The organism is Spirosoma radiotolerans, assembly GCF_000974425.1.
Taxonomy (GTDB): Bacteria; Bacteroidota; Bacteroidia; order Cytophagales; family Spirosomataceae; genus Spirosoma; species Spirosoma radiotolerans.
In genome coordinates this window covers 4,359,107-4,385,000 of record NZ_CP010429.1, presented here as the reverse complement: position 1 = coordinate 4,385,000, position 25,894 = coordinate 4,359,107, and the positions used below count along the sequence as shown (strand labels likewise).

General features: G+C 48.5%; 27 protein-coding genes and 2 rRNA genes (1 of these 29 only partly in view). 16 read left to right on the top strand and 13 right to left on the bottom strand.

Annotated elements, in window-relative coordinates; genetic code table 11:
• The 5 genes from SD10_RS17855 to SD10_RS17835 all read left to right on the top strand — a co-directional run.
• A 23S ribosomal RNA gene (locus SD10_RS17855) occupies nt 1-2,329 on the top strand (it extends 503 nt beyond the left edge of the window).
• A 118-nt stretch (nt 2,330-2,447) separates the two neighbouring features.
• Nucleotides 2,448-2,558, top strand: a 5S ribosomal RNA gene (gene rrf, locus SD10_RS17850).
• Between the two features lie 127 nt (nt 2,559-2,685).
• The gene (locus tag SD10_RS17845) at nt 2,686-3,180 is read left to right on the top strand and encodes a (2Fe-2S)-binding protein (RefSeq protein ID WP_046575593.1); all 495 of its coding nucleotides are present in this window, start codon (nt 2,686-2,688) and stop codon (nt 3,178-3,180) included.
• A 2-nt stretch (nt 3,181-3,182) separates the two neighbouring features.
• Entirely contained in the window at nt 3,183-5,333 is a 2,151-nt protein-coding gene (locus SD10_RS17840) for a xanthine dehydrogenase family protein molybdopterin-binding subunit (RefSeq protein ID WP_046575592.1), read from the top strand.
• Nucleotides 5,334-5,411: 78 nt separating this feature from the next.
• Nucleotides 5,412-5,708, top strand: coding sequence for an antibiotic biosynthesis monooxygenase family protein (locus tag SD10_RS17835; protein ID WP_046575590.1), 297 nt, complete (start codon nt 5,412-5,414; stop codon nt 5,706-5,708).
• A gap of 49 nt (nt 5,709-5,757) precedes the next feature.
• On the opposite strand, the gene SD10_RS17830 is transcribed toward SD10_RS17835, so the two are convergent.
• Nucleotides 5,758-6,132 (bottom strand): hypothetical protein, encoded by a 375-nt coding sequence (locus SD10_RS17830; protein ID WP_227699004.1) that lies wholly within the window; start codon nt 6,130-6,132, stop codon nt 5,758-5,760.
• 303 nt (nt 6,133-6,435) lie between these two features.
• Between SD10_RS17830 and SD10_RS17825 the strand changes: the two genes are divergently transcribed.
• Complete coding sequence (locus SD10_RS17825) at nt 6,436-7,533, top strand: glycoside hydrolase family 43 protein (protein WP_046575586.1); 1,098 nt, start codon at nt 6,436-6,438, stop codon at nt 7,531-7,533.
• 92 nt (nt 7,534-7,625) lie between these two features.
• Entirely contained in the window at nt 7,626-8,708 is a 1,083-nt protein-coding gene (locus SD10_RS17820; RefSeq protein ID WP_082111632.1) for a Gfo/Idh/MocA family protein, read from the top strand.
• A 67-nt stretch (nt 8,709-8,775) separates the two neighbouring features.
• Here SD10_RS17820 and SD10_RS17815 read toward each other — a convergent pair whose 3' ends face one another.
• The 9 genes from SD10_RS17815 to SD10_RS17775 all read right to left on the bottom strand — a co-directional run bounded on the left by SD10_RS17815 (nt 8,776) and on the right by SD10_RS17775 (nt 16,124).
• On the bottom strand, nt 8,776-10,428 hold the full coding sequence (locus SD10_RS17815; RefSeq protein WP_046579722.1) for a D-alanine--D-alanine ligase family protein: 1,653 nt from the start codon (nt 10,426-10,428) through the stop codon (nt 8,776-8,778).
• A 136-nt stretch (nt 10,429-10,564) separates the two neighbouring features.
• Nucleotides 10,565-10,831, bottom strand: coding sequence for a NifU family protein (locus SD10_RS17810; protein WP_046575584.1), 267 nt, complete (start codon nt 10,829-10,831; stop codon nt 10,565-10,567).
• A gap of 41 nt (nt 10,832-10,872) precedes the next feature.
• The gene (locus SD10_RS17805; protein ID WP_046575582.1) at nt 10,873-11,976 is read right to left on the bottom strand and encodes an Mrp/NBP35 family ATP-binding protein; all 1,104 of its coding nucleotides are present in this window, start codon (nt 11,974-11,976) and stop codon (nt 10,873-10,875) included.
• 39 nt (nt 11,977-12,015) lie between these two features.
• On the bottom strand, nt 12,016-13,038 hold the full coding sequence (locus tag SD10_RS17800) for a GSCFA domain-containing protein (protein WP_046575580.1): 1,023 nt from the start codon (nt 13,036-13,038) through the stop codon (nt 12,016-12,018).
• Nucleotides 13,039-13,111: 73 nt separating this feature from the next.
• Complete coding sequence (locus tag SD10_RS17795; RefSeq protein ID WP_046575578.1) at nt 13,112-13,777, bottom strand: Uma2 family endonuclease; 666 nt, start codon at nt 13,775-13,777, stop codon at nt 13,112-13,114.
• A 78-nt stretch (nt 13,778-13,855) separates the two neighbouring features.
• The gene (gene rplI / locus SD10_RS17790) at nt 13,856-14,299 is read right to left on the bottom strand and encodes a 50S ribosomal protein L9 (protein WP_046575577.1); all 444 of its coding nucleotides are present in this window, start codon (nt 14,297-14,299) and stop codon (nt 13,856-13,858) included.
• Nucleotides 14,300-14,394: 95 nt separating this feature from the next.
• A complete protein-coding gene (gene rpsR / locus SD10_RS17785) occupies nt 14,395-14,646 on the bottom strand; it encodes a 30S ribosomal protein S18 (RefSeq protein WP_018620831.1) in 252 nt (83 codons plus the stop codon).
• A 2-nt stretch (nt 14,647-14,648) separates the two neighbouring features.
• Nucleotides 14,649-15,023: a 30S ribosomal protein S6 gene (rpsF, locus tag SD10_RS17780; protein ID WP_046575574.1), complete on the bottom strand. Its 375-nt coding sequence runs from the start codon at nt 15,021-15,023 to the stop codon at nt 14,649-14,651.
• Nucleotides 15,024-15,182: 159 nt separating this feature from the next.
• Complete coding sequence (locus SD10_RS17775) at nt 15,183-16,124, bottom strand: hypothetical protein (RefSeq protein WP_046575572.1); 942 nt, start codon at nt 16,122-16,124, stop codon at nt 15,183-15,185.
• Between the two features lie 182 nt (nt 16,125-16,306).
• Between SD10_RS17775 and SD10_RS17770 the strand changes: the two genes are divergently transcribed.
• The 9 genes from SD10_RS17770 (at nt 16,307) to SD10_RS17730 (ending at nt 23,023) form a co-directional block, all read left to right on the top strand.
• Complete coding sequence (locus SD10_RS17770; RefSeq protein WP_046575570.1) at nt 16,307-16,966, top strand: YggS family pyridoxal phosphate-dependent enzyme; 660 nt, start codon at nt 16,307-16,309, stop codon at nt 16,964-16,966.
• A 263-nt stretch (nt 16,967-17,229) separates the two neighbouring features.
• On the top strand, nt 17,230-17,607 hold the full coding sequence (locus SD10_RS17765; RefSeq protein ID WP_046575568.1) for a DUF423 domain-containing protein: 378 nt from the start codon (nt 17,230-17,232) through the stop codon (nt 17,605-17,607).
• Between the two features lie 118 nt (nt 17,608-17,725).
• The gene (locus tag SD10_RS17760; protein ID WP_046575566.1) at nt 17,726-19,321 is read left to right on the top strand and encodes a peptide chain release factor 3; all 1,596 of its coding nucleotides are present in this window, start codon (nt 17,726-17,728) and stop codon (nt 19,319-19,321) included.
• A gap of 101 nt (nt 19,322-19,422) precedes the next feature.
• A complete protein-coding gene (locus SD10_RS17755; RefSeq protein ID WP_046575565.1) occupies nt 19,423-19,767 on the top strand; it encodes a hypothetical protein in 345 nt (114 codons plus the stop codon).
• A gap of 102 nt (nt 19,768-19,869) precedes the next feature.
• Nucleotides 19,870-20,091 (top strand): hypothetical protein, encoded by a 222-nt coding sequence (locus SD10_RS17750; protein ID WP_046575563.1) that lies wholly within the window; start codon nt 19,870-19,872, stop codon nt 20,089-20,091.
• 160 nt (nt 20,092-20,251) lie between these two features.
• Nucleotides 20,252-21,124 carry an ATP-binding cassette domain-containing protein gene (locus SD10_RS17745; RefSeq protein ID WP_046575561.1) on the top strand — a complete coding sequence of 291 codons (873 nt, stop codon included), beginning with the start codon at nt 20,252-20,254 and terminating at the stop codon, nt 21,122-21,124.
• Complete coding sequence (locus SD10_RS17740) at nt 21,121-21,957, top strand: hypothetical protein (protein ID WP_046575560.1); 837 nt, start codon at nt 21,121-21,123, stop codon at nt 21,955-21,957. The genes SD10_RS17745 and SD10_RS17740 overlap by 4 nt, the downstream gene beginning before the upstream one ends.
• 2 nt (nt 21,958-21,959) lie before the next feature.
• On the top strand, nt 21,960-22,340 hold the full coding sequence (locus SD10_RS17735; protein ID WP_046575559.1) for a GntR family transcriptional regulator: 381 nt from the start codon (nt 21,960-21,962) through the stop codon (nt 22,338-22,340).
• Entirely contained in the window at nt 22,337-23,023 is a 687-nt protein-coding gene (locus SD10_RS17730) for a hypothetical protein (protein ID WP_046575558.1), read from the top strand. The genes SD10_RS17735 and SD10_RS17730 overlap by 4 nt, the downstream gene beginning before the upstream one ends.
• Nucleotides 23,024-23,135: 112 nt before the next feature.
• Here the strand turns inward: SD10_RS17730 and SD10_RS17725 are convergent, their stop codons facing one another.
• Genes SD10_RS17725 through SD10_RS17715 form a run of 3 tightly spaced genes read right to left on the bottom strand, consistent with a single transcriptional unit; the run spans nt 23,136 to nt 25,718 of the window.
• On the bottom strand, nt 23,136-23,414 hold the full coding sequence (locus SD10_RS17725) for a hypothetical protein (RefSeq protein WP_046575556.1): 279 nt from the start codon (nt 23,412-23,414) through the stop codon (nt 23,136-23,138).
• Between the two features lie 44 nt (nt 23,415-23,458).
• Nucleotides 23,459-24,508: a class A beta-lactamase gene (bla, locus tag SD10_RS17720; protein ID WP_046575554.1), complete on the bottom strand. Its 1,050-nt coding sequence runs from the start codon at nt 24,506-24,508 to the stop codon at nt 23,459-23,461.
• 28 nt (nt 24,509-24,536) lie between these two features.
• On the bottom strand, nt 24,537-25,718 hold the full coding sequence (locus tag SD10_RS17715; protein ID WP_046575552.1) for a cystathionine gamma-synthase family protein: 1,182 nt from the start codon (nt 25,716-25,718) through the stop codon (nt 24,537-24,539).
• Nucleotides 25,719-25,894 lie beyond the last annotated feature (176 nt).

The following is a 25,894-nucleotide window of genomic DNA, read 5'->3' as shown; positions in this document are numbered from 1 at the left end:
TACGGGGAGTACCCGGGTGAAATAGAACCTGAAACCAGGCGCTTACAAGCGGTTGGAGCTGGCAGTGTCCAGTGACAGCGTGCCTTTTGCATAATGAGCCTACGAGTAACCGTCACTGGCGAGGTTAAGTACGTGGACGTACGGATCCGAAGCGAAAGCGAGTCTGAACAGGGCGCTTAGTCAGTGGGGGTTGACGCGAAACTTGGTGATCTATCCCTGGCCAGGCTGAAGGGGTGGTAACACACCGTGGAGGGCCGAACCGATAAGCGTTGAAAAGCTTCCGGATGAGCTGGGGATAGGGGTGAAAGGCCAATCAAACTGAGAAATAGCTCGTACTCTCCGAAATGTTTTTAGGAACAGCGTTACGTGTTACTGTCTGTGAGGTAGAGCGACCAACAGGATGCGGGGGAGTCACATCCTACCAACTTCTGATGAACTCCGAATGCGCAGAGAGGTGCGTGGCAGTGAGGGGCAGGGTGCTAAGGTCCTGCTCCGAGAGGGGAACAACCCAGACCATCATCTAAGGTCCCCAAGTGTGTGCTAAGTTGAACAAAGGCGGTCCGGCTGCTGAGACAGCCAGGAGGTTAGCTTGGAAGCAGCTATTCCTTTAAAGAGTGCGTAACAGCTCACTGGTCGAGCGGGGCGGGCGTCGATAATAAACGGGCATCAAGCACATCACCGAAGATATGGACATACGCAGGAGCGTATTGTGGTAGGAGAGCATTCCATGGGGGGCGAAGTTGTCGCGTGAGCGATGGTGGACCGCATGGAAAAGCAAATGTAGGCATAAGTAACGAGAATGAGGATGAGAACTCCTCACACCGAAAAGCTAAGGTTTCCTCCGCGATGGCAGTCATCGGAGGGTTAGTCGGGGTCTAAGGAGCAGGCGAAGGCCGGGCTTTGAGGGGGAGTGGGTTAATATTCCCACACTATCCACGCAGGAGAGGCCATGACGGAGTGCCGGAGAGTTTACGTCCTGACGGAATAGGGCGTTGAGATGAGGCTTCGGCTGAGTCGAAGACTTGAAGGGGCTTCCAAGAAAAGTGGCTGATCGTTAAGCGTGTGGATACCCGTACCGTAAACCGACACAGGTAGCTGGGAAGAATATTCTAAGGTGCGCGAAAGAATCATGGTTAAGGAACTCGGCAAAATTACCCTGTAACTTCGGGATAAGGGGGGCCTACTCAGCGATGGGAGGCTGCAGAGAAGACGCCCAGGCGACTGTTTACCAAAAACACAGGACTCTGCCAAAATGAAAGTTGACGCATAGGGTCTGACACCTGCCCGGTGCTGGAAGGTTAAGGGGGGAGCTTAGTCGCAAGGCGAAGGTTTGAACTGAAGCCCCAGTAAACGGCGGCCGTAACTATAACGGTCCTAAGGTAGCGAAATTCCTTGTCGGGTAAGTTCCGACCTGCACGAATGGTGTAACGATCTGGGCACTGTCTCAACCATGAGTTCGGTGAAATTGTAGTAGCGGTGAAGATGCCGCTTACCCGCCACGGGACGGAAAGACCCCGTGCACCTTTACTACAGCTTAACATTGAATGCCGGTCAGTCATGTGTAGGATAGGCGGGAGGAGTTGAAGGGGTGTCGCCAGGCATCCTGGATCCAACCTTGAAATACCGCCCTTGGCTTACTGGCGTTCTAACCCTGTGATGGGGGACGTTGTTTGGTGGGTAGTTTGACTGGGGTGGTCACCTCCGAAAGGGTAACGGAGGTTTCCCAAGGTTGGCTCATACCGGACGGTAATCGGTAGGGGAGTGCAATAGCAGAAGCCAGCTTGACAGTGAGGCCCACAAGCCGATCTGGGACGAAAGTCGGGTATAGTGATCCGGTGGTTCCGCATGGAAGGGCCATCGCTCAAAGGATAAAAGGTACGCCGGGGATAACAGGCTGATCTCCCCCAAGAGCTCACATCGACGGGGAGGTTTGGCACCTCGATGTCGGCTCGTCACATCCTGGGGCTGGAGAAGGTTCCAAGGGTTCGGCTGTTCGCCGATTAAAGTGGCACGCGAGCTGGGTTCAGAACGTCGTGAGACAGTTCGGTCCCTATCTGTGGTGGGCGTGGGAATACTGACGGGATCTGTCCTTAGTACGAGAGGACCGGGATGGACTCACCGCTGGCGGATCAGTTATCATGCCGGTGGTATGGCTGAGTAGCTACGTGGGGATCAGATAAGCGCTGAAAGCATCTAAGTGCGAAACTGGCCTGAAGATGAGTGTTCCGGTATAAAGGGGTGTTGGAGACGACGACGTGGATAGGCGGCAGGTGTCAGGGGTGAGAGCCTTTTAGCTGAGCCGTACTAATGGCCCCGGACGCGTGTTTAGGTTTTGGCTGTATTCGGAAGTTGATGGACGGTATTCTCTTGGGCCTTGCATCCAAGTCTCTCTCTGTAGGAAAAAAGACATACGATATTGACTGGTAGCAGTCGAAAGAGTCAATTAGGTTGGTGTAGTTTAGGCGGGTGTTCACCTCTTCCATTTCGAACAGAGTCGTTAAGCCCCGTACTGCCGATGGTACTGCTGTCACAAGCGGGAGAGTAGGAAGATGCCACCTATTGAAACCAAGCGAAAGCCTGTCCCAAAAGGACAGGCTTTTTGCGTTCGATAAGGTTTTGATTGGTAGATTAATTGTTAGATCGACTTTTAGTATATTAGATCTTTCATCTCTTCCTGCTTTATAGATGGCTATTTATAAACTTCAAATCAATGGGCGTAGTTACCAGGCCGATGTTGAACCTGATACCCCTTTGTTGTGGGTGCTCCGCGATAATTTCGGGCTGGTTGGCACGAAATATGGTTGTGGCATCGCCCAATGTGGCGCTTGTACCATACATCTGAACGGGGAGGCAACCCGTGCCTGCGTACTACCCGTTTCGGCAGTAGGTAAATCCAAAGTAACGACAATCGAAGGCTTATCGGCTACAGGAAACCATCCCGTTCAACAGGCATGGGATAAAATGGATGTGCCCCAGTGTGGCTACTGCCAGGCTGGTCAGATTATGACGGCGGCTGCGCTACTGAAGCGTAATCCTAGACCGTCACAATCCGAAATCGATGATACGATGACTGGTAACCTTTGCCGTTGCGGCACGTACCACCGCATTCGGGAAGCCGTAAAACTAGCCTCTATGTCAACTACTCCAGCGGGAGCAACTAAATCCTCAAAAACGAGATAGCGATGCAAATATTAGCGAATTCGAGCCGGAGAAACTTTCTGAAGATCGTGGCAACGGCTGGTGGAGGACTTGTACTAGGGTTTAACTGGGCCGACTCTGAAGCTTCAGCCACATCCGCAACCCATTTTGCCCCTGCAGCTGTTGATTTTAATAGCTATCTGTCTATTAGCCCGCAGGGAGTCGTTACCATACTATCCCCAAACCCTGAAGTAGGGCAAGGTATAAAAACCGCTTTTCCAATCATTGTAGCCGAAGAGCTAGATGCCGATTGGACGAAGGTTGTCGTTGAGCAAGCGCCACTTGACACGAAAAAATTTGAACGTCAGGTTGCTGGTGGGAGTGGCTCTATTCCCCATTCTTGGGAGCGCTTACGCAAAGCAGGGGCTACGGCCCGCCAAATGTTAGTGGAAGCAGGAGCAAAGCGGTGGAACGTTCCCACAGCGGAGTGCACAACCAGTACTGGGTTTGTGCTTCATTCATCGAGTGGCCGGAAACTGAGTTATGGAGAACTAGCCACTGAAGCGTCTCAACTGTCTGTCCCGAATAACGTGAAGTTGAAGGCTGTTAAAGACTTCAAACTTATTGGGAGTTCAATAAAGAACGTCGATAATCCTAAGATTATCACCGGAAAGCCGTTGTTTGGCCTTGATTTTTATCGCGAGGGAATGTTATTCGCTATGATTCAGCGTCCAGCATTTGGCTATAAGTTGAAGTCGCTGAACGCTGACGCGGCAAAAGCTATGTCAGGCATTGTCAATGTGGTAACGTTTGAAAATAGCGTAGCTGTAGTTGGGAAGTCGACCTGGCAAGTGAAAAAAGCCAAAGATGCGCTTAAAATCGAATGGGAGAAAGCAGATGCTTTAGAAAGCACGGCCGATCACAATCGGATATTTAAAGAATTACTGGATGGTTCAGGCGCAACGGTGCGCCGGAAAGATGGTGACGTTGATGCGGCATTCAAAAATGCCGCTAAGGTAGTCAAGGCGGAGTACCAATGCCCTTTCCTGCCGCATAACCCACTGGAACCAATGAACTTTTTCGCCCATGTCAGACCAGATGGGGCCGAATTAGTCGGACCTACCCAGACTCCCGAACTGGCTCGCAACGAAACGGCCAAATTACTTGGGATTACTCCTGATAAAGTATCTGTTCAGCTTACCCGCATGGGTGGCGGATTTGGCCGTCGGTTAAAAGCCGATTATGTTGTTGAAGCCGTCCAAGTGTCTAAGTTGGTGAATGCGCCAGTGAAAGTGATCTGGAGCCGTGAAGATGACATGACTGGCGGAAGCTATCGTCCGGCTGTTCGCTACCGGTTCGAAGCTGCTTTGGATGCCCAGGGCAATATGGTTGGGTATAAACTTAGGGGCGCTAGTATCAACGCGGGTAATTCAACAAGAGAAGATAACTTTCCGGCGGGGGCTGTCGATAATTTGCTGATCGATAGTGTAGACCATAAATCGCCGATTACAACCGGCCCTTGGCGGGCACCCATCACGAACTTCCTGGCTTTCGCGGAACAGTCGTTTATGGACGAAGTGGCTCAGGCGGCAGGTAAAGATCCCGTTCAGTTTAGATTAGAGCTACTGGATAAGGCAAAGCAAAAGCCGGCGGGAGCCATTAAGTACGACATTGATCGCATGAAGGGCGTTATTAATCTGGCTGTTGAAAAATCAGGTTGGGGTAAAAAGAAAGATGCCAACGGGAAGCCCGTAGCGCAAGGCTTTAGCGTTTACTTTTCCCACCGTTCTTACGTAGCTCAGGTAGGCGAAGTAGCTGTTGTGAAGGGAAAACCAGTCCTGCAGAAAGTATATTCAGCCGCCGATTGTGGCGTCATTATTAACCAAAGCGGATCGCAGCAGCAAGTGAGGGGTTGCATCGTCGATGGTATTGGGCATGCCATGTATGGCAATATTACATTTAAAGACGGCGTGCCTGAGCAAAAAAACTTTAATGAATACCGACTGATCCGACTTAATGAGATTCCCGAAATTGATGTCCATTTTGTCCAGAACGAAATAGATCCAACCGGTTTAGGAGAGCCCTCGCTTCCGCCAGCAGGAGGAGCCGTCGCCAATGCTATTTATAAAGCAACGGGTAAACGATTGAGGAGTCAGCCATTTGTGGAACAGGAAGAATTTAAAAGCGTTTCCTAATGGACTGGCTTACAATAAGAACCTGGTTAAATAAAACGATAAATAATTAGGTATAACCTCACCTTACTACTTTATTCTATGTATGCTCGCGTGATTCAATTTCCTCTAAAGGCCGAAAGTATTACTGAAGCCATAAACTATTTTCAGGATACGGTTGGACCAGCTCTAAAGGAACTTGATGGATTTAAGAATAGTCGTATGCTGACTAACTCAACGACCAATCAAGGGCTCATGGTAACCATATGGGCGTCGGAAGCGCAACGGCAAGCCGCCGAATCCAGCGGATTTCTGAGCGATATACTTAAGCATATGAGTAGCTATTTTGATGGACCGCCAAGCGTCGATTACTATGAAGTGAACGTTCAGGTAGCCTAAAAAAACAGGGGCCAGATGAAAGTCTGGCCCCTGTTTTTTTAGGCCTTTCTTACTGCATCGCAATGACCCGGCTTGCCTCGTTTTGGGGAGCGGTTGATAGGTTTAATTCTTTCCGTATACTGCCTTCTTTCGAGACCACTTCTAATGTATACTGACCATCACTTAACTCATCGACATTTAATTTTACGGCATATTTCGATTCTTTTTTGCCGATGTTTTGCCGGAATAAAATCTCATTGTCTTTGCTTCGGAGCAGAACAAGAACAGGCACATCAGTAGCCTTTTGAACGGCTACCCGTATTTGCTTGTCAATCGTGACATAGGCGCTGGCATCGAAAGATAATGCTTTAGGATTAGTTGGATTTGTTAACGTCGTGGCACTCAAAAGAAGAGATACGGCTAAATTGCTCATTAGTGAAAACATGGTAGTAGTTGTTTAGTATTAATTAGTTGTTTACTGTTCACACTCAATAAGCCAAACGACGTGCCAATTGTATTTATCCACTGAATATCAATGGATTAGCTGTGATTTTGTGCACTTTTTATGTCCGTAACTGGACATATGCTGTTCACTTGCGGACAAAATCAGAAGGTGATTGGATAAATGAAATATCTGGCCTTATTTTACCAATTCAGTAAAATAAGGCCAGCCTTATCTTTTCGTTTCTGTATTCGAAAGAAATTCATTCCAATAAATATGATTAATGTCAATAGGCTCAGGAATCTTATGTTTGTATGCCTCGTGTCGGGGGTAGGTCTCGGCGCTTGCCAAAGCGATAAGGCCAAACAGGAAAACGGCGAAAAAACCAGTTCAGCCAGTGATTCAGCAGACAGTACACAGGCGCTCTCTAAGCCGTTAGTGAGCCATATCTATACGGCCGATCCATCAGCTCACGTTTTTAACGGCAAAATTTATATCTATCCCTCTCACGACATTGACGCTGGTGTAAAAGAAGACGATGAGGGTGCCCACTTTGCTATGCGCGATTACCACATTCTATCAATGGATAGTATCAATGGGAGCGTTACGGATCATGGTGTAGGGCTGGATATCAAAGACATTCCCTGGGCAGGGCGCCAATTATGGGCACCCGATGCGGCTTATAAAAATGGTACTTACTACCTGTACTTTCCCGTCAAGGATAAGAAGGATGTGTTTCGCATGGGTGTCGCTACCAGTAAATCGCCAAGCGGCCCCTTTAAAGCTGAACCGACGCCAATAGAAGGTAGCTTCAGTATAGATCCGGCTGTTTTTACGGATACCGACGGCCAGTCCTACATGTATTTCGGGGGGATCTGGGGTGGTCAGTTACAACGTTGGGCTACCGGTAAGTACGCAGCCAATGGCTCTAAAACAGATTCGGGCAACGATAAAGAGCCCGCCTTATCGCCGAAAGTAGCGCGAATGAGCAAAGATATGCTGCACTTCGACGCTCCTGCGAAAGACCTGAAAATCCTGGACAAGGAAGGAAAACCACTGCTGACGGGTGATCATGACCGACGGTTTTTTGAAGGGGGCTGGATGCATAAATACAATGGTAAATATTACTTCTCTTATTCAACCGGCGACACGCATTATCTAGCCTATGCCATTGGTAATTCGCCGGAGGGGCCATTTACGTACCAGGGAGTTTTTATGACGCCCGTGAAAGGCTGGACAACCCACCACTCAATTGTGGAGTTTAAGGGCCGATGGTATATTTTTTACCACGATACCGAATTATCGGGTAAAACGCACTTACGCAATATCAAGGTCGCTGAGCTGGTACACAAGGCCGACGGAACCATTGAGCCCATTAATCCGTATCCTGCTAAGAAAATGTAAGCACATAGTCCTCAAGGTATGTGTTAAGTTTGTAGCCTGAATCGAGTACTCAACCGAATTCAGGCTACTGTTATATCTGTATCAAATTAAGTATGTCAAGCATTATTCAACCCGTACGGGTACTTGTTGTTGGCTGTGGTAACATGGGCGCATCGCACGCTATAGCGTATCAGGCAACAGACGGATTCGAAATTTGTGGTATTGTCTCGACCGGAAACAGTAAAGTCGTTCTGAATGAACGCCTGGGTGGTGGGTACACCTTATTCAGCGACTATGCAACGGCCTTAGCGGAGACCAAACCCGACGCTGTGTGTATCTCGACCTATCCGGATACTCACGAAGCTTTTGCCTTGATGGCCTTCGAGCAGGGGTGTCACGTATTCATGGAAAAACCCATTGCGGACACCGTTGAAGGGGCAAAGCGCGTAATGGCAGCGGCTCAGAAAGCAAATAAGAAACTCGTTGTCGGCTATATTTTGCGGCATCATCCGTCCTGGGCTAAATTCGTTGAGGTAGCTCAGGGATTAGGCAAACCTCTGGTGATGCGTATGAACCTCAATCAGCAGAGTCACGGCACTATGTGGACTGTTCACCGGAATCTGATGAAAAGCCTTAGCCCTATTGTCGACTGTGGTGTACATTATATCGATGTCATGTGCCAGATGACCCGCTCGAAACCAGTGCAGGTCAATGCCATTGGCGCTCGTTTGACCAATGATATTCCCGTTGGTAATTACAACTATGGCCAGTTGCAGATTCGATTTGAAGATGGTTCTGTGGGCTGGTACGAAGCGGGGTGGGGCCCCATGATGAGCGAAACGGCTTTCTTTGTAAAAGATGTAATTGGGCCAGACGGCTGCGTGTCTATCGTCGCTAAAAACGCCGGTGCTGCCGGCAAGTCGGATAACGTCGATTCACATACCAAAACTGAATCCTTACGCGTGCACCGGGCCGCGCTCGACGCAAACGATCAATTTGTTGAATCCGATACCTGGATCGATATGCAGGATGAGCCGGATCATCAGGAACTCTGTAACCGCGAACAACGGTATTTTCTGGAGTCTATTCGGGAAGATCGCGACCTGACGGATCACATGCAGGATGCCGTGAGCAGTCTTGAAATCGCCTTTGCCTGTGATGAATCCGTTCGGACGGGGCAGCCGGTTATGTTATAATTTACCCTAAAAACAGAAAGGCGTGCTAGGGATTAAGACCCTAGCACGCCTTTCTGTTTTTTAAAGACTATACGTATCGTTCGGTAATATGTCGGGCACGTTCGGCTGTCTCAATCAATAAGGGGTGACGCGGCTGACTTAAGGCTGTCTCCAACTCAGCAATTGTATCTTTAAAAAGCAAGTTGACCGGAATCTCATGCGATTCCTGTTTGCTCTTGATGTACATTAACGAGGGCAGCACTGTACCGGAAGCGGCCAGGTCATTATACTGCTGTTTCGCGGCAATGAATTCTTCATCAGTAGGGCCAAATGAAACGACCCGCTCGGGCAACGGATTGGCTTTACGGGCGGCAAGTTGTGCATCCAGCAATGCCAGCAGGTGTTTCAAATGGAACGTGTCTTTCCCCGTCCGAATGCGTTCCCGTAGCGACTGGCGAATGAGGTACGTAAGCGAATTCGATAAGTTCAACCCAATTTCAGCCATCTGTTTGAAGATCAGCGAGGAGGGTGACATGCCTGGAATAGTGTTTGGATCATGCAGGAGCACATCTCCAGCAGGAGTCAGGAACCCATCAATCCGTGAATAGACGTTGATACCCAACCGGCTGAATACCTCCGCTACCGCCAACTGAATCTTACGATTGTTTTCCAGACTTGTCTCTACGGGTATCCGCTTTTTGGTTGTATTCAGCTTATACTTCGATTCGAAATCGAAGCTTGTTACATTATAGATCTCCGTAGGAGGCAAAGCAATGGCAATCTGGTCGTCGTCCTGAATAACGCCACAGGAAAACTCCTGACCAGTAATAAATTCTTCGAACAGCACTTCGTCTTCGGCGTTCAACGAAGCTAGCGACACTGGCTGGCCCTGCCGGGCAATTGCGTCCAGCTTCGTAACGAAATCGGCCGGGTGTTTGATTACGTCGCCTGTTTGCTCAATGACAACTGGAAAACTAATGCCTGAGTCTAAACTGACCATTTTCTGAGCCAGTTCTTTTTTTTCATCAGTTGACAGGGCTGACCACTCACTTAGCCTGCTCCAGCCATCTGGTTGTACGCTCATGGTGAAGAAACATTGCTCCACAGAACGGCAAAACAAAGCCAGGTCCGCTTCACGAACGATAGCGACACCAATGGATGAACCCTGATGAGGAGCTTTGACAACAATCGGCAGGCCCAGGTGATCGACTAGAGATTGAAAAAACTGGGCTTTATCAGCCTGTTCGTAGGCATCCCGGCTAATGGTAGCCGTTTTTTTCTGTTGGCCATTCGCCAGTGCAATCAGCTCGTTTTGCAGGATCTTGTTAATACCCACTGCCGACCCAAGCAGCCCTGGCCCTGTGTAAGGCACCTTGTACCATTCTAAGAGGCCCTGAATGGCACCGTCTTCGCAGTCGGGGCCGTGCATAGCCAGAAAGGCCATGTCGAAATGGTTTCGAAACTGTTCCGGGCGTAATTCGGGTAATGTAGCATCAAGTGCATCAGGCGCCAGTGACTCATCGTATACTGAAAAGCCAGAGTTATCCTGTGGTAAGGCATCGCGCAGCGATGGTGATTGCAGAAATTCAGGAGATACAAGCCGAAACCGTCCGCGTCCATCCACAAACACCAGAACCGGCTCGAACAACCCTTTATCTAAATTAGCCAGGGCAGTACGCCCACCGGCAAACGAGACCTCCCGCTCCCGCGCTGGTCCACCGAAGAAAATGCCTATTTTCACTGAATTGAGGAATGATACGAATTGCAAAGAAACAAAAAAACGCCTGATTCGGCGTTTTGATGGCAAGAAACACAGGCGTTGCGAATGCGTTTCTTAACTAAAATTGAGTATATACGTCGCGACAGAGCCTGTTTTATTAAAACGCAGGAGTGATATTCACGGCTTCAACTTTTGTAATTTCGGGTACAGCTTTCAGAATCGCTTCTTCCAGACCACCTTTGAAGGTCATGGCTGACATAGGACAGGAACCACAGGAGCCCATCAGTTCGAGTCGAACAGTTTTGTCGTCTGTAACTTCCAATATTTTCACATTGCCGCCATCGGCTGCCAGATAGGGCCGCATACTGTCAAGAGCCCGTTCTATTTTACTTATCAGCTGGTCGTTATTGACTACCGTCTCCATTGATTGATTGATTTACGGTAAATTTATACTTTCTGCGTCGTTTATGCAACCTGAACACGCTCAGTACGGTCGAGGCTGGCGTTGCGGATCGCTACTTGCTGAGCAAGTGCCTCAGCGGTTGCCTGAAAGGCTTCTGTCGCAATGGGTTCACCGGCACTAATTGCTGGTCGGCCCTCATCGCCCGCTTCACGGATGCTCTGCACCAACGGAATCTGACCCAGCATTGGTACATCGAACTGATCAGCCAAAAGCTGCCCGCCACCCTTACCAAATATATAATACTTGTGGTCGGGCAATTCGGCCGGGGTGAAATACGACATGTTTTCGATCACACCCAGCACGGGTACGTTGATTTGAGGCTGACGGAACATAGACAACCCTTTCGTTGCGTCGGCCAAGGCCACTTTCTGGGGCGTTGTCACGATGATAGCGCCCGTAACCGGCACTGTCTGCACAAGCGTTAGGTGAATGTCACCGGTACCTGGCGGGAGGTCAATGAGCAGATAATCCAATTCGCCCCAGTCTGCGTCTGAAAAAAACTGTTGCAAAGCGCGGCCTGCCATAGTACCCCGCCAGATTACAGCCTGGCCTGGCGCAACCAATAAGCCCATCGACAACATTTTGATACCGAACTGTTGAATAGGCTCCATGCGTGTTTGACCATCTACCTGGAAAATTCGCGGCTGAATGTTCTCAGCGCCGAACATCGTTGGCATGGAAGGACCATAAATGTCCGCGTCGATGATGCCAACTTTCGCGCCGGATTTGTGCAGCGCAATCGCCAGATTCGCCGTTACTGTAGACTTTCCAACCCCGCCCTTCCCCGACGAAACGGCAATGATGTTTTTGACACCCGGTAATGTAGGTGCATTCACGCGTGTCGAAGTTACGTCCGACGTCATGTCAATCGTAACCTGAATGTCGGCACCTATGTGGGTATAAATGGCGTCTTCGCACCGCTTGCGAATAACTTCCTTGAGCGGACAGGCTGGTGTTGTCAGCACAACGGTGAAACGCACGGAACCAATGCCCAGCACAACGTCTTTCACCATGTTCAGCGAAACGATGTCGCGTTTTAAATCGGGTTCTTCAACGGTGCTCAATGCCCGTAGAACAGCTTCTGTAGATAATCGGTAATCAGACATATAAATGGGAAAAAGAAGAGGGAAGAAGGAAGGGTAATCTTAGGCGAACTCTTTTTCGCCCTCCTGCCGTTCAACCGATTCTCCCTGTTTTAAACGACTTCGCACCTCTGCCAGTTCCGCTGACACGTCTGCGTGTTTAGCGATAGCTTCCAGTTGTACCATTAATTTAGTCAGAAACTGAAAATGCGCCGGGCTATCGGTTCCATAAAGCGGTCGATGCGCTAACGACTTCGTAATTTGTGACCATTCAGCCATAAAGTTACGAAGTTCGACATCAAACGCGCACTCCGTAAATTTGGCAAAAAGGTAGTCGTGAGCCTGCGCATTGGGGTGAATCATATCGGCTTCGTAAAACCGATAATCGCGGAGATCATCCATCATGAACTCATAAGCCGGGAAGTAAGACACCCAATCGTTCCAGGTGGTCAACTCGTGCGTCAGTACCCGTAATGTGGACTTACTGACACTATTGAGGGGTAATGTGTCGCGGGTGTGGCGAACCGGGCTAACCGTCAGCAATACGTTTAGTTTCGGGTTTGCTTTATGCACTGTTTTTAATAAGTGCGCCAGCTCGTCGCGTAAATGGTCGATCTGATACAGATATTTCTCGAACAGTGAGCCGGGCATTTTATGGCAGTTAGCGACTACTTTACCCGTTTTAATGTGCCGGTAGACAACGGCAGAGCCGAGCGTAATAAAGAGAAAGTCAGCCTTGCGAATAGCATCGGCGGTGTGCGTCAGGCAGGCCGTCAGCTTATCACGTAGTTCAGCCTGGCTTTTGGCCCAAAGCGATGAATGGAAATCATAATGAAACCATGCGCCATTGCGCTCAACATAGCTGTCCTCATCGGGAGAAACACCCCGCAGGGCCATCGTTACTAATTTGGCGATGGAGACCGGATTGAAGATCGTTCCGAATGGATTGATCAGCACCGGCAATTTGTAATCAGTCAACCGACGTCCCATAACGTCGGCAAAGCACGATCCAATGGTAACGATCCGGCTGTTAAGACCCATGCGGTGGGGTAGCGATTCGGGCGAAAATTCGGTATGAAACTGCATACTTTATCAACAAAAAAACGGACCGTTTAAGTCCGTTTGAAGAAAAATATTGCTAAGTACAATACTCTGATTATTAGGAGATAAGCAATGAAACCAACGTTTCGTTACTGATTGATTCATCGAATATTGCTTGTACTGGAATACGAAATCCGGCTACAGTTTTCGACTCAATCGCTTGTTGAATTCTTAGTGTATGCTCCAGTGCAAATGCTTGTACATCGTCATCTAAGGAGTACTGCTCAACAAGTTGTTTGCGGGGATCTACAATCCAGTATTCCCGGACATTGTGAGCTGCATAATCGTTGAATTTGACCCCTCTGTCAATTTTTTCTGTGCTTTTTGAAAGAACTTCAATCACGAAATCAGGGGCAGGGAATTGCATCATTTCGCCTTCAAATCCACGCGCACGATCTGTTGTCCAGAAGCAGACATCCGGCTCATAGTCATTTCGTGTGAGTGAGATCATGGCTTTTTCAGAAGCTACCCGGCCCAGTTTTTGTTTTATTACGTAGGTACTCAATAATCGATACAAATTACCAGTGGCTACCCAGTGTCGTTCTTTTGCGGGTGATTGCATAATGATCGCCCCGTTTATAAACTCCGCTTTGTGATCTTCATTTATCCACTCATAAAAATCTTGCCGTTGCCGGGCTTCGTCACGTAAAGCGATTTCAGCCTGTTGCATCAGGATTTTTATATTTGGAGCTTCTAAAAGTTGTTCAAGATCAAGAGCAGCCATATTTCAGTTATTTAACTCAAATATAACAAAAAACCGACCTGCCGCGAGACAGGTCGGTTTGTCAAAAAATAGCCCAGCCTATTCAGCCGAAACTACTTCGAATTTCACTTTGTGCTTCACATCCTTATGCAGGTCAAGCGAAGCTTCGTAGGTACCAAGAACTTTAACATCTTCAACCGTAATTTTCTTCCGGTCGATGTCAAAGCCTTTCTCACGCAGCGCTTCGGCTACCTGGGTGTTGGTCACCCGGCCAAAAATCTTGCCGCTGTCACCTGCTTTCGCTGGAATGGTCAACGTCATATCACCGATACCATCTGCAATGGTTTGAGCTTCGGTTTTGATTTTTTCGGCTTTGTGAGCCGCCTGACGAATATTTTCAGCAACGATCTTCTTATTAGAATCGGTTGCCATCATGGCAAATCCCTGAGGAATCAGGTAATTGCGACCGTAACCGGGCTTCACCGCAACGGTGTCGTTCTTATAGCCCAGGCCGGCAATATCGGTTTTTAAAATGATATCCATTTTTTGAAAAAGGTTTCGGTTTACAGTATTCGGTTCACGGTTAGCTGGCGCACTAGTATGCTGGCGTCAGCTAACTGTAAATCATAAACCGTAAACTATTTTAGTGAATCGCCCACGTAAGGCAGGATGGCCAGATGACGAGCGCGTTTGACAGCCTGGGCCACTTTGCGCTGGTTTTTCAGGGTTGTTCCGGTTAACCGCCGAGGCAGGATTTTACCTTGCTCGTTCAGCAGTTTCAGCAGGAAGTTGCCGTCCTTGTAGTCGATGTATTTGATACCGGCTTTCTTGAAGCGGTCGTATTTTTTGCGATTCTCGGTTTTCGAGACGGATTCGTTTTGCAAGCTCATGATTACTTGGCCTCTCCGGCGTTTTCGGTTTGTTTTTTCTTACCCACTAAGCCATTGCGCTTACGGTCGTTGTAGGCAACAGCGTGCTTGTCGAGCGAAACCGTCAGGTGACGAATGATGCGCTCGTCACGGAGATACTCAGTGTTGAGTTTCTCGATGATCGTGCCGGGGGCCTTAAACTCGAAGAGTTGGTAGTAACCCGTGTTCTTATGCTGAATTGGATAGGCCAGCTTGCGCAGACCCATGTGGTCTTCATGGACCAGTTCCGCACCGTTATCGGTCAGCACTTTGCGAAACTTGTCAACGGCGTCCTTCATCTGAGCATCAGATAAAACGGGAGTTAAAATGAACACCGTTTCGTAGTTATTAGGAAACATTTTTTTGTAATTTGTTTGAAATGAGGGCGCAAAGGTAGGAAATAAAACGATAGTTGCAAAGCTAGATCGCTGAATAATAGTTAATGAGCCCTAAAAAGAGAGTGCCGATCTCCGCCGGAGATCGGCACCATTACTTGTTTTAAGATGCCTTGTTGCTACCTACCTGATTGTGAATTCACCATCACCGATTCGGAAGCCTTCGCAATACACTTCTACCGTGTGTTTGCCTTCTTTAAAGGGTTGACCACCGCGGCCGTAGAAGAAATCAAGCCGTTGCCGAGTATTGTCAAACGTAAACTTTTGCATGGCTGTGTAAATCATGCCCTGGTTATTGTACAGAAACTCACCAGAGCCCGTCGCCAGATCAGAAATAACGGCACCCGTAGGATCTACAACCCGGACGTAAAGCAGCTTCTCATCTTTCTTGGCTAATCCGTTGGGAGACAGTTGGATCGATATGTGAATTTTATCGGTTTTTTTAGCTTTGTACGTACCTCCATCAGTTTCTTTTCCTTTTGCATTCACGCCATTAATGGTGACGGACTCGGCATGTAAGGCGGCAGCGATGGTGACTTTTTCTGCTAACTCCTGGTTTTTGATAGTGACGGAGACAACAGAGTCACTTAGCGATTGTTTGTCAGCTTTGAGGCCGCTGTTCTCCTGGACAAGTGATTCGTTTTGCTGGGATAATACGCCGTTTTCTTCCTTCAGGCGGGCAATTTCCTGGTCTTTCTGAGCCAGAATAGTCTGATAGTTTCTTATTTTCTGGTCGTATTTTTTATGATCGAAGGAGCTTACGTTTTTCAATTCACGCTTATCAACCTCTAATTGAGCCTTTACTTTCATGAGGGAATCGACACTTCCTCCTAATCGTTGGATTTCGGCAATTTTCGTGTCAAGTTGTGCTGAAATTGAATCAAGTTTTGTTTTCGCAATAAGGACTTCTTCGGTCTTTGCAGCAATAGTGGCATCTTTGGTTTTGTTATCCTGCCGCTCCTGGTAATAGAAGTACAATAGCAGTACATTAAGAGCAGCCAGAATTAATAAGGCAGCCAATAAGTAGCTACGACTGTTATTCTGAGGTTGTGGTCTGGGTTCCATTGGGGTCATAGGTTAGACTGAAGAGTAAAGGGTGAAATCCTTACCAAAACTAAGCCAAAGAGTTGTTTATTGTCTCCATTAACTGATTTATGGCCAAAAACTACGTCTTCCAACGCAGTTATCAAACCTATATTTGCACAATATTAACAAACCGTTGGTATAAGACAACCCCGTAAGATAGTATGATTGCTGATTCAATTCGCCTGATTGAGAGTGAATTACAGAATAAAGCTAAGCTGATTGCTGTGACTAAAACGAAGCCTGTCGATTTGCTTCGCGAAGCATATGAGGCTGGTTGTCGGCGATTTGGCGAAAATAAAGTGCAGGAAATGGCCGATAAATACCCGCAGTTACCCCCCGATATCGAGTGGCACCTGATTGGGCATTTACAGAGCAATAAAGTGAAGTATATAGCGTCGTTTGTAACGATGATTCATTCGGTCGATAGCCTGAAGCTCTTGCAGGAAGTGAACAAGCAGGCCGCCAAATACAACCGGGTGATTGACTGCCTTCTTCAGATTTACATCGCCGACGAAGAAACCAAATTTGGCCTCTCGCCCGAAGAAGCTGATGCGTTGCTCATGGCACCTGAGTTAGACGCCCTGCCCCATGTGCGTATCGTGGGGTTGATGGGTCTGGCCACCAACACAGAGGATGCGTCGCAAATTCGCCGGGAGTTTCGGGGGTTAAAGTCGCTGTACGATCAACTGGGAAAAATTCAGCGGCCCATGATTCACTTTCAGGAGCTATCGATGGGAATGAGTGGTGATTACCGGATTGCTGTGGAGGAAGGTAGTACGATGGTCCGGGTTGGCAGTGCTATTTTTGGGAGCCGTGTCTGAACTAGATGGTTTCGTCGCCCCGAAGCTGCGCGGAGTCAATCAGGATGGCAGTTTAGGATTTCTACTTTACACAAGATGTGTTGTAAAAACCAGCCGTGTTTTTGTCATCCCGACCAGTCCGCCGGTGCGGCAGGAGGGATGACAAAAACACTCGAAAAAACCTAAACAGCTTCAGGCTGTCAACTAGCTGCAACCAAGTCGTATCGAGTAATTTTTAAATCAATCAAATAAATCCTGCGGGGCCGCCCGTCGGTTCAGACAAGATGAAATTCTTCATTCAATCCGGGGCCGTTCTTGGCCTGCTGGGCGTAGCCCTTGGTGCTTTTGGCGCGCATGCTTTGCGGGCTATGCTCGACGCGTCAGGGCGGGCAGCTACCTTTGAAACCGCCGTTAAATACCAGTTTTACCATGCCGTTGCGCTCATTCTGGTCGGTATACTGTTGCACCTGTTTGGGAGCAATCCTACTCTGGTGAAGTTGCTCAGCTGGTCGGGTTACTCGTTCCTGGGTGGTGTGCTCGTTTTTTCGGGCTCACTTTATGTATTGTGCTTCACGGGCATTACTTGGCTCGGCGCCATCACACCACTTGGCGGGCTGGGTATGATTGCAGGCTGGGCATTGCTGCTGTGGGCGTTTTTATAGGATGAAGAATGATGAGTTATAAATGAAGAATGTCGAAGCCCTTCCATAAGCTTATTCATCACTCATCATTTATAATTCATCATTGAATCCGTATCTTTGTACTTTGATTCTGAGAATAATGCAAACGAATATACAGGCCGAAACGGCCCGTCGACGGACGTTCGCCATCATCAGTCACCCCGATGCTGGTAAGACGACGTTGACTGAAAAACTGCTGCTCTTCGGGGGGGCTATTCAAACGGCTGGCGCTGTCAAATCCAATAAAATCAAGAAGACGGCAACGTCCGATTTTATGGAGATTGAAAAGCAACGGGGTATCTCAGTAGCTACCTCCGTGATGACGTTCGAGTATAATAATCTGAAAATTAATATCCTCGATACACCTGGACACAAAGATTTTGCGGAAGATACCTATCGGACACTTACGGCTGTCGACAGTGTTATTCTGGTGATTGACTGCGTGAAAGGCGTAGAGGAACAAACCGAACGATTGATGGAGGTTTGCCGCATGCGCGATACGCCGGTAATTATTTTCATCAATAAACTTGATCGCGAGGGCCAAAACCCATTCGATCTGCTGGACGAGCTGGAGGAAAAGCTAAGCATTCGCGTTCGGCCAATGACGTGGCCCGTTAACATGGGCTCCGATTTCAAAGGCGTCTACAGCCTGATCGAGAAAAAGTTATATTTCTTTAAAGCCAACAAAACGAAAGTTGAGGCTGACGTGCTGCCTATCGACCTGGCCGATGATTTGCTCGATACCAAAGTTGGCGTACGCGATGCGGCCCAGCTTCGGGAAGATGTCGAATTGATCGACGGAGTTTATGATAGCTTTGATCGGCAGGCGTACCTTGACGGCAAATTGGCCCCCGTGTTCTTTGGATCAGCCGTCAACAACTTTGGCGTAAAAGAACTGCTCGAAGGATTCTGCGACATATCGCCGGAGCCGATTGCCCGCCCCACCGATAAGCGGGAAGTCGAGCCCGGTGAGAAAAACTTCAGCGGCTTTGTCTTTAAAATTCACGCAAACCTCGATCCCCGCCACCGCGACCGGATCGCCTTCCTGCGGATTTGTTCGGGCGTGTTTGAGCGAAATAAATTCTATCACCATACGCGGCTGGACAAAAATGTGCGGTTTGCCAGCCCGTTCAGTTTCATGGCCGATAGCAAGAGCGTTGTGGAAGAAGGCTTCCCCGGCGACGTTGTGGGTCTTTACGACACGGGTACGTTCAAGATCGGCGATACGCTGACGGAAGGAGAAGAATTGCAGTTTCAGGGAATTCCGAGTTTTTCGCCGGAGATTTTCAAAGAACTCGTCAACCTTGATCCCATGAAGTCGAAACAACTGGATAAAGGGATTCAACAGTTGACCGATGAAGGTGTTGCCCAATTATTTACACTCGAACTGGGTAACCGGAAAATTGTCGGTACGGTAGGCGAACTTCAGTTTGAAGTCATTCAGTACCGACTGGAGAATGAATATGGCGCCAAATGTCGCTGGGTGCCGCTTAACTACACAAAAGCCTGTTGGATCACGGCTGAAAATCCGGTTAAGCTGGCTGAATTTATCCGGTTAAAAGGCAACCAGATCGCCTATGATAAAGACCAGAATCCCGTGTTTCTGGCCGAATCGGACTGGATGCTGCGCATGAATGAGCAGAATAACCCCGACGTTACCTTCCACCTCACCTCAGAGTTTAAGGTAGCCGTTTAGACCGTTCGGCTTTCTATTTATGTAGAAAAGCTGATATATCGAAAACTCATAGGCAGCGAGTGAGTTATGGTTAGTATAAACTCACGTTAACGAGACAACTAATGATTAACTCACTCGCAACCTTTGGCCTACTTCTGGCACTCGCCGGAACCGCAACTGCTCAACAGAAACAACCCAGCCGCTCGACAACGAAAAAATCGACCAGCGGTACCCTATCTTCCAGCGATGCCGCCCGTTCAAATCCATCGGCGGCCAACACCCACGACGGAACTAACGGAGCCTCGACCGGAACCGGTCTCACCAATGATCAATACCAGGCCAACGGTAGTTCGTCAAATCGCGGCACGACCAAAGTAGATGCTGAAAGTAGCGTTAGAACCGGGCCCTCAAATGTGAAGGCCAAGAAAAGAACGCCCAAGTCGTCGAACCAATCTGAGAATCAATGATTGCTGCATTAAAGTTAACTCGTTGATTTAATGGAAGTTTAATAACTTCTGGAGAAGAGGGTAGTTCTCATTGGTATATACATGGATAAACCAGATAGACCAATGAAAAAACTAATGATTGCCGCCGTTGCTGCCCTACTGATGTCAGGTGCTGCCTTTGCTCAGGATGACATGAAGAAAGATGCAAAAGCTGAGCATAAAAAAATGAAGCATGATGCTAAAATGATGAAGAAAGAGGCCAAAAGTACAGGCGATGACATGAAAGCCGACGCAGCAAAAGATATGAAGAAGGATGCCAAGATGATGAAAAAGAAAGACAGCTAGTTTTTGCGACCTTCGTTCTACGTACAGTAAAAAACCTCTCCTTGTGGGAGGTTTTTTTATGCCCAAAAATTAAATATGGTTAAACGCTTGACACACATCTACTAAACTTGCTACTATTGCAGTGTACTATTTATCTAATACACTATAATGCCATGCCTGTATGATTGAGTTTCGCGATGTGTCGTTCGGCTACCAGCGAGGTAAGCCATTGTATGAAGGGTTAAGGTTAACCCTAACGCCGGGTTCAATTTATGGATTGCTAGGGCCTAATGGCGCTGGTAAGTCAACCTTACTGCGCTTACTATCCGGCTTATTGTATCCCAAATCAGGATCAATTCATGTTGGCCCATATGTTCCGGAAAAGCGCCAGCCTGCTTTCCTGGAAGATTTATTTCTCGTGCCGGAGGAGTTTTATATGCCTCCGGTACGCATCCGGCAGTTTGTGGAATCAAACGCGCAATTTTATCCGCGCTTTGATCGGATGCAGATGGCGGGCTATATTCACGAGTTTGGCCTGACCGACAATCAGAAGCTGAACGAGTTGTCGTATGGCCAGAAAAAGAAAATACTGATTGGGTTTGGCTTGGCCACCAACACGGCCGTACTCCTGATGGATGAGCCAACCAATGGGCTAGACATTCCCTCAAAGAGCCAGTTTCGGCGAATGGTAGCCGGTGCCGTCGATGAGAACCGCACGGTCCTAATTTCAACCCACCAGGTTCGTGATCTCGAAACCCTGATCGATCCCATCGTTATTCTGGCCGAGCGCTCGCGTTCACACATGAGCGTTGCGCTCAAAGCCAGTGTTGAAGAAATTACGGCCCGGCTGTGGTTTGGCCTGGTGCCCGAACTGGACAAAAACAGGTCAATCCTATATTCTGAACGAGCTGTGGGCGGCTATGCCATCGTCGCCGAAAACCCGCTGGGCGAGTCGAGCCGGCTGGATTTGGAGCGGTTATTCAACACCGTACAGGCCGAGCCAGCGCGCATTAGTCAATTGTTTTCCTCCACCTCAGCTTTATCAAACGCATGAACCAGACCTTTTCAGTAAGCCGTTTCGGACGGTTGTTGCGAACGTACTTTACCGACAATCGGGGGCAGTTGCTGGCAAACCTTGGGTTGCTTGTTAGTGCTTTATTTGTCGCCTGTGTATTTGCGTATCAGGGTTCCCCGGCTGCCGTTGACAGGCAGCGTAATTTATTGTTCTTTTTAGTTGTCTGGCCATGCTGGTATGTGTTCACCGTACAGCAAACGGCGGTGTTGAATCAAAAAGAACGAGCGATTACTTATCTGATGCAACCAGCATCACAGGTTGAAAAAATGGCGCTGATCTGGCTTATTTCAGGGCTTGGGTTTGTGGTTGTGTATTTATCAGCTTTTGGTGTACTAGATGCCATCGGAATATCGATTGTTAATAATCGACATTGGACACCAGAGCAAGTCGCTCTGATTCGAATGCAGGGTGGCCTTCATGCACTACAATCAATTTTTAGTGAAAAAAACATGGATAGCGTCCCGACTCAGTTATGGGTATTTACGGCCCTGTTACATTCGTTCACACTATCGTTTGCCTTGTTTATTCGTCGGTATACAATGCCATTGGTGGTTATAATAGCCTTCGCCCTGCTAATCTTTGGCTTCTTGGCCAACAACTATTTTTTACAAGTATTGACCGATTCCGGCAGTATTCGGAGTAATACACCTTTTTCGGATGCTATCGCCCAGTCACCCACGGATCAGTACCACTATCGAAAAATTAGAATGACTCAGCCGATTGGTAATCAAATTAGCTACGCAGTGGGTAGTATGGTCGTGGTCTTTTTATACATCATGGCCTATTTTCGGCTTAAAGAACGGGAGGTATAACGATGGATTTTCGAGATAAACAAGCCATATACCTACAAATTGCCGAGCATGTCAGCGAGCAGGTGCTGCTGGGGCGCTGGCCAGTGGGGGAGAAGATTCCGTCGGTACGGGAGCTGGCCGCTGAACTGGAAGTGAACCCAAATACAGTCATGCGAACCTACGATTTCCTGAGTCAGAAAGGCGTCATCAGCAACAAACGGGGCATCGGCTATTTTCCGACCGACGGGGCTTCGGACCAAATCAAGCTGTACCGACGCGAACAGTTTCTGGAAAACGATTTGCCTGTTTTCTTCAAAAACCTGTACCTGCTGGGCATCGAGTTGTCGGAAATAGCGACGCGTTACGACCAGTTTATTGCAAACCACTATCAGTCAAAATCATGAAAACAAGCCATATTTTACTCGCCCTGATTACGATGGTCACCTTAACCGGAATGGTAGCGACCGATCTGTTGCTCAAGGAGCAATACGATAAAATCGACTGGCGTAATACGTATCAGGACTTTAAGAAGCAAGATTTGCCAACCGCCCGGCACTGGGTAGTTACCGGTACGCCAACCAGTGAAGTCATTGTTGAGAAAACGGTCAGTAAGCCCCAGGCATTGATAGCACCGGAGGAAGTCAAGTTTTATCGGGTCCGGCGGCAGGGCGATACCGCATTTGTGTCGTTTACGCCCGATTATAGCGGCTACCGTAGTTCCCCTCAGGATGACGCAGGCCGTGAATTGGGGATTCAACTGGTATTGAGATTGCCAGGTTTTCAGACATTGACCGTTGAAAACGCACGGCTTACGTTATCGGGTTTGTCAACCGATTCGCTAACGGTCTCGTTAGCTCAAAGTCGTTTGCGAACGCATAACGTCGCTGTTTCAGCGCAATTTAAGTTGAAGGTAACTCAAAATAGTTTTGCCATGTTGGGAAACGATCAATACAAATTGTTGCAGGCCGTAGTGGCCGATTCGAGCGGGATGCAACTTAACGACAGTCGGGTCGATGCCTTCACCAAAAACATCTCGCCAAAGGCCGGAATACAGTTAGAAGGGCAGGCTTTGAAATGGCTCAAATAAAGTAGGGTGATTACTTATTTTTAAATGAGCCATTTCAAGTAATCACGCAAGCCTTACCCACGTCGGCGTTCTGATGTGGGTAAGGCTTGCGTTTGTTTTGCATAAAGTAAGGTCAGAAATGGCGTGTCGTTGCGTTCAGATTTGGCTCCTCTTTTCCGTTTGGATAAGCACCCAGCATGAAGAAAAAACCGCCAATGAACGCAAACCAGATCAACCATTTGAGAAAGGGGAAACGGTCTGTTACGGGAGGCAGCACCATGATGCCGCAAATGAGCAACAGGATAAGTGAAGCACTTGATCCACTGGCATCCGTTATCTTACCCGTATGAACCATGATTGCCATAGCCATGATGGTATACATCATGCCTATAAACCATTGTACTTGCTTCATATGGAATGGTCTTTTGTTCTCTTAACAAAAGACCATTCCATATGTTACCGAACTGAGCTCATGACGGCTGGTGATTGGTACAAGAAGTAGTCATAAATGCTTCGGGCGGCATGCGCTATCGTTTGCTCGCGTTCGGCAAGGGGCATGGGCGAATCACCCACAAAAACAGCAATGGCAATATGACCGGCATTATCAGGCAGAGTAATAATGCCCACATCGTCTGTCGCGCTGCCATCTAACGAACCCGTTTTATGGGCAATAACTGTAGAAGGCGGCAAATAGCCTTTCAGACGGGCGGCTCCACCCCGGCAACGTTCCATAACGCCCAGTAGCAAAGCCCGACTTTCGGGTTTAAGCGCCGTTCCCCGATAGATTTGTGTCAACAAATTGACCATGGCTTCAGGAGTCGATGTGTCGCGCGGGTCGGTTTTGAGCTTGAGGGCGGCCGCTCGTTTCATTTCCGGCGTGGTCGCGCTGTCTAATTTTGCATAAAAACCGAGTGTCCATTTATCGGCTGGCGGAAGGGTAATCCCGTCGAGGTCGGCCAATAGCTGGATGATAGTACGGTCGACGGACATGCCCTGAATGCCGAGCGCTTTCACTCGATTCTGAACGGCCTGAGTGCCGCCCACCAACCGGAGTAAAATGTCCGTCGCAGAGTTGTCGCTGATCACCATCATCAATTCTAGTAGATTCTGGACGGATAACTGAACGCCGGGTTTGGCGAACAGAACATCCAATGTACCGCTCCCCGGATGCAGGTCCGACGGTTGCAGATCGACCATGGTCATCAGGGAGAGTTGGCCCTTCTCGATCATCGTAAAGAGCTGAACTGCAATAGCTACTTTGATGGTACTCGCCATTGGAAAGCGCTCCTGTAGATTCAGACTAACCTGCTTACCCGATTCGAGATGGAGCGCACAAATACCAACTTTCCCTTTTGCCAGCCCGGCAATACGCTCCAACTCCTGTTGCAGTCGTTGCGTAGCGATGTCCGGTTTCGAAGTTGTATTGGTTTGGGCAGTTGCTGACGGGTTGACGAGCAGCGAAAGCCCGATGAAGAGGAGGAAGAAAGTTGAGAGAATTGATTTCATCGATTGGTTCACGAAAGCTGAGGGAGTTTTACAAAATGGCCAATGCATTATCTAGATCAGTAATAAGATCGCTGACATTCTCAATGCCGACGGAATACCGAATCAGGCTTTCAGGTATACCAAGTTGTTTGCGCTGTTCTTCGGTTAACTCCACATGGCTGGTGGTTCTTGGTGGCCCGGCCAGTGTACTGACGGACCCCAGACTGGCGGCCAAATGCACGAACTGAAGTTTGGGCAGGAATTTCTTGACGTTATCGTAGCTGCCATGCAGCGAAAAGCTCATGATGCCGCCGAACCCCGACATCTGCGCTTTTGCAATCGCATGGCCTGGGTGCGTCTCCAGGCCGGGGTAAAAAACATCGCTTACTTTTGGGTGCGCTTTCAGGTGTCTGGCAATGGTGAGGGCAGAAGCATTTTGCCGCTCGATCCGTAGTTCCAGAGTCTTCATACCTCGGGCAATCATGTAAGCGGCATCGGCCTGTAGGCTGGCTCCGTTGATTTCCCGAAACTGAAATACTTTATCGACCAGTGCTTTAGTGCCGCATAAGACACCGCCCATGGCGTCGGAGTGACCTCCTAGAAATTTGGTCGCGCTGTGCACCACTAAATCGGCCCCCAGTGCCAGTGGATTCTGGTTGATGGGCGTGGCGAAGGTGTTATCGACAACGGTCACGGCACCTACTTTTTTGGCTGCGGCTGCTAATCGGGCTATGTCGACAACTTTCAGGGTAGGGTTGGTTGGCGTTTCCAGATAGAGCACATCGCAGCCCTTCGCAATTTCGGTTTCGAGCTGATCGAAGTCAGTGGTGTTGCAGAGTGTAACGTTTACCTGATACCGGGGAAGAAAGTCGAGGAAGAGTCGGCTGGTACCACCGTAAGTGTCGTTGAGCGACACCACCCGTTTGCCCGGTCCCAGCAGGGCAAATAAGGTATTGCTGATGGCCCCCATACCGGTGGCGAAAGACGTGGCGGCTTCGGCGTTTTCCAGGATACGGATTTTTTCCTCAAGTACGTGTACTGTGGGGTTAGTATTGCGACTGTAAATGTAGCCTTCTGCTTTCCCGGTTGCCACCTTATGCCATTCGTCCAGATCATCGTAGGAGAAGGCGACACTCTTTACAATAGGTGTTGTTACGGCACCGTCATTGTAGTGATCGGTTTCACCGGCCCATACTGAGGCTGTGCTTTTTTTGTAAGCTGAAAAATCCATTATAGGTTGTATGTAGGTTGTTGGCGCATAACTTGGTGCGCTAAGGCCAGAAATTGACAAGAAGGTAATATTACAGAAAAAGACGATCAGCCGTATCGTGAACGGGGCAATACCCACCTAATTTATAGGATTTTGTTCATATGTAAAGTGGGCTTCTCGCGAAGAAAGCGTAAAAT

What these genes read in the sequence shown, in the direction of transcription:
- SD10_RS17745 (WP_046575561.1), top strand. Translation starts at nt 20,252, where the DNA reads ATGATTGAGTTTCGCGATGTGTCGTTCGGCTACCAGCGAGGTAAGCCA.
- bla (WP_046575554.1), bottom strand. Translation starts at nt 24,508, where the DNA reads ATGAAATCAATTCTCTCAACTTTCTTCCTCCTCTTCATCGGGCTTTCG.
- SD10_RS17725 (WP_046575556.1), bottom strand. Translation starts at nt 23,414, where the DNA reads ATGAAGCAAGTACAATGGTTTATAGGCATGATGTATACCATCATGGCT.
- SD10_RS17810 (WP_046575584.1), bottom strand. Translation starts at nt 10,831, where the DNA reads ATGGAGACGGTAGTCAATAACGACCAGCTGATAAGTAAAATAGAACGG.
- SD10_RS17730 (WP_046575558.1), top strand. Translation starts at nt 22,337, where the DNA reads ATGAAAACAAGCCATATTTTACTCGCCCTGATTACGATGGTCACCTTA.
- SD10_RS17800 (WP_046575580.1), bottom strand. Translation starts at nt 13,038, where the DNA reads ATGCAGTTTCATACCGAATTTTCGCCCGAATCGCTACCCCACCGCATG.
- SD10_RS17750 (WP_046575563.1), top strand. Translation starts at nt 19,870, where the DNA reads ATGAAAAAACTAATGATTGCCGCCGTTGCTGCCCTACTGATGTCAGGT.
- SD10_RS17835 (WP_046575590.1), top strand. Translation starts at nt 5,412, where the DNA reads ATGTATGCTCGCGTGATTCAATTTCCTCTAAAGGCCGAAAGTATTACT.
- SD10_RS17760 (WP_046575566.1), top strand. Translation starts at nt 17,726, where the DNA reads ATGCAAACGAATATACAGGCCGAAACGGCCCGTCGACGGACGTTCGCC.
- SD10_RS17825 (WP_046575586.1), top strand. Translation starts at nt 6,436, where the DNA reads ATGTTTGTATGCCTCGTGTCGGGGGTAGGTCTCGGCGCTTGCCAAAGC.
- SD10_RS17775 (WP_046575572.1), bottom strand. Translation starts at nt 16,124, where the DNA reads ATGGAACCCAGACCACAACCTCAGAATAACAGTCGTAGCTACTTATTG.
- SD10_RS17765 (WP_046575568.1), top strand. Translation starts at nt 17,230, where the DNA reads ATGAAATTCTTCATTCAATCCGGGGCCGTTCTTGGCCTGCTGGGCGTA.
- SD10_RS17830 (WP_227699004.1), bottom strand. Translation starts at nt 6,132, where the DNA reads ATGTTTTCACTAATGAGCAATTTAGCCGTATCTCTTCTTTTGAGTGCC.
- SD10_RS17805 (WP_046575582.1), bottom strand. Translation starts at nt 11,976, where the DNA reads ATGTCTGATTACCGATTATCTACAGAAGCTGTTCTACGGGCATTGAGC.
- SD10_RS17740 (WP_046575560.1), top strand. Translation starts at nt 21,121, where the DNA reads ATGAACCAGACCTTTTCAGTAAGCCGTTTCGGACGGTTGTTGCGAACG.
- rpsF (WP_046575574.1), bottom strand. Translation starts at nt 15,023, where the DNA reads ATGTTTCCTAATAACTACGAAACGGTGTTCATTTTAACTCCCGTTTTA.
- SD10_RS17715 (WP_046575552.1), bottom strand. Translation starts at nt 25,718, where the DNA reads ATGGATTTTTCAGCTTACAAAAAAAGCACAGCCTCAGTATGGGCCGGT.
- SD10_RS17845 (WP_046575593.1), top strand. Translation starts at nt 2,686, where the DNA reads ATGGCTATTTATAAACTTCAAATCAATGGGCGTAGTTACCAGGCCGAT.
- SD10_RS17755 (WP_046575565.1), top strand. Translation starts at nt 19,423, where the DNA reads ATGATTAACTCACTCGCAACCTTTGGCCTACTTCTGGCACTCGCCGGA.
- rplI (WP_046575577.1), bottom strand. Translation starts at nt 14,299, where the DNA reads ATGGATATCATTTTAAAAACCGATATTGCCGGCCTGGGCTATAAGAAC.
- SD10_RS17795 (WP_046575578.1), bottom strand. Translation starts at nt 13,777, where the DNA reads ATGGCTGCTCTTGATCTTGAACAACTTTTAGAAGCTCCAAATATAAAA.
- SD10_RS17770 (WP_046575570.1), top strand. Translation starts at nt 16,307, where the DNA reads ATGATTGCTGATTCAATTCGCCTGATTGAGAGTGAATTACAGAATAAA.
- SD10_RS17820 (WP_082111632.1), top strand. Translation starts at nt 7,626, where the DNA reads ATGTCAAGCATTATTCAACCCGTACGGGTACTTGTTGTTGGCTGTGGT.
- SD10_RS17735 (WP_046575559.1), top strand. Translation starts at nt 21,960, where the DNA reads ATGGATTTTCGAGATAAACAAGCCATATACCTACAAATTGCCGAGCAT.
- rpsR (WP_018620831.1), bottom strand. Translation starts at nt 14,646, where the DNA reads ATGAGCTTGCAAAACGAATCCGTCTCGAAAACCGAGAATCGCAAAAAA.
- SD10_RS17840 (WP_046575592.1), top strand. Translation starts at nt 3,183, where the DNA reads ATGCAAATATTAGCGAATTCGAGCCGGAGAAACTTTCTGAAGATCGTG.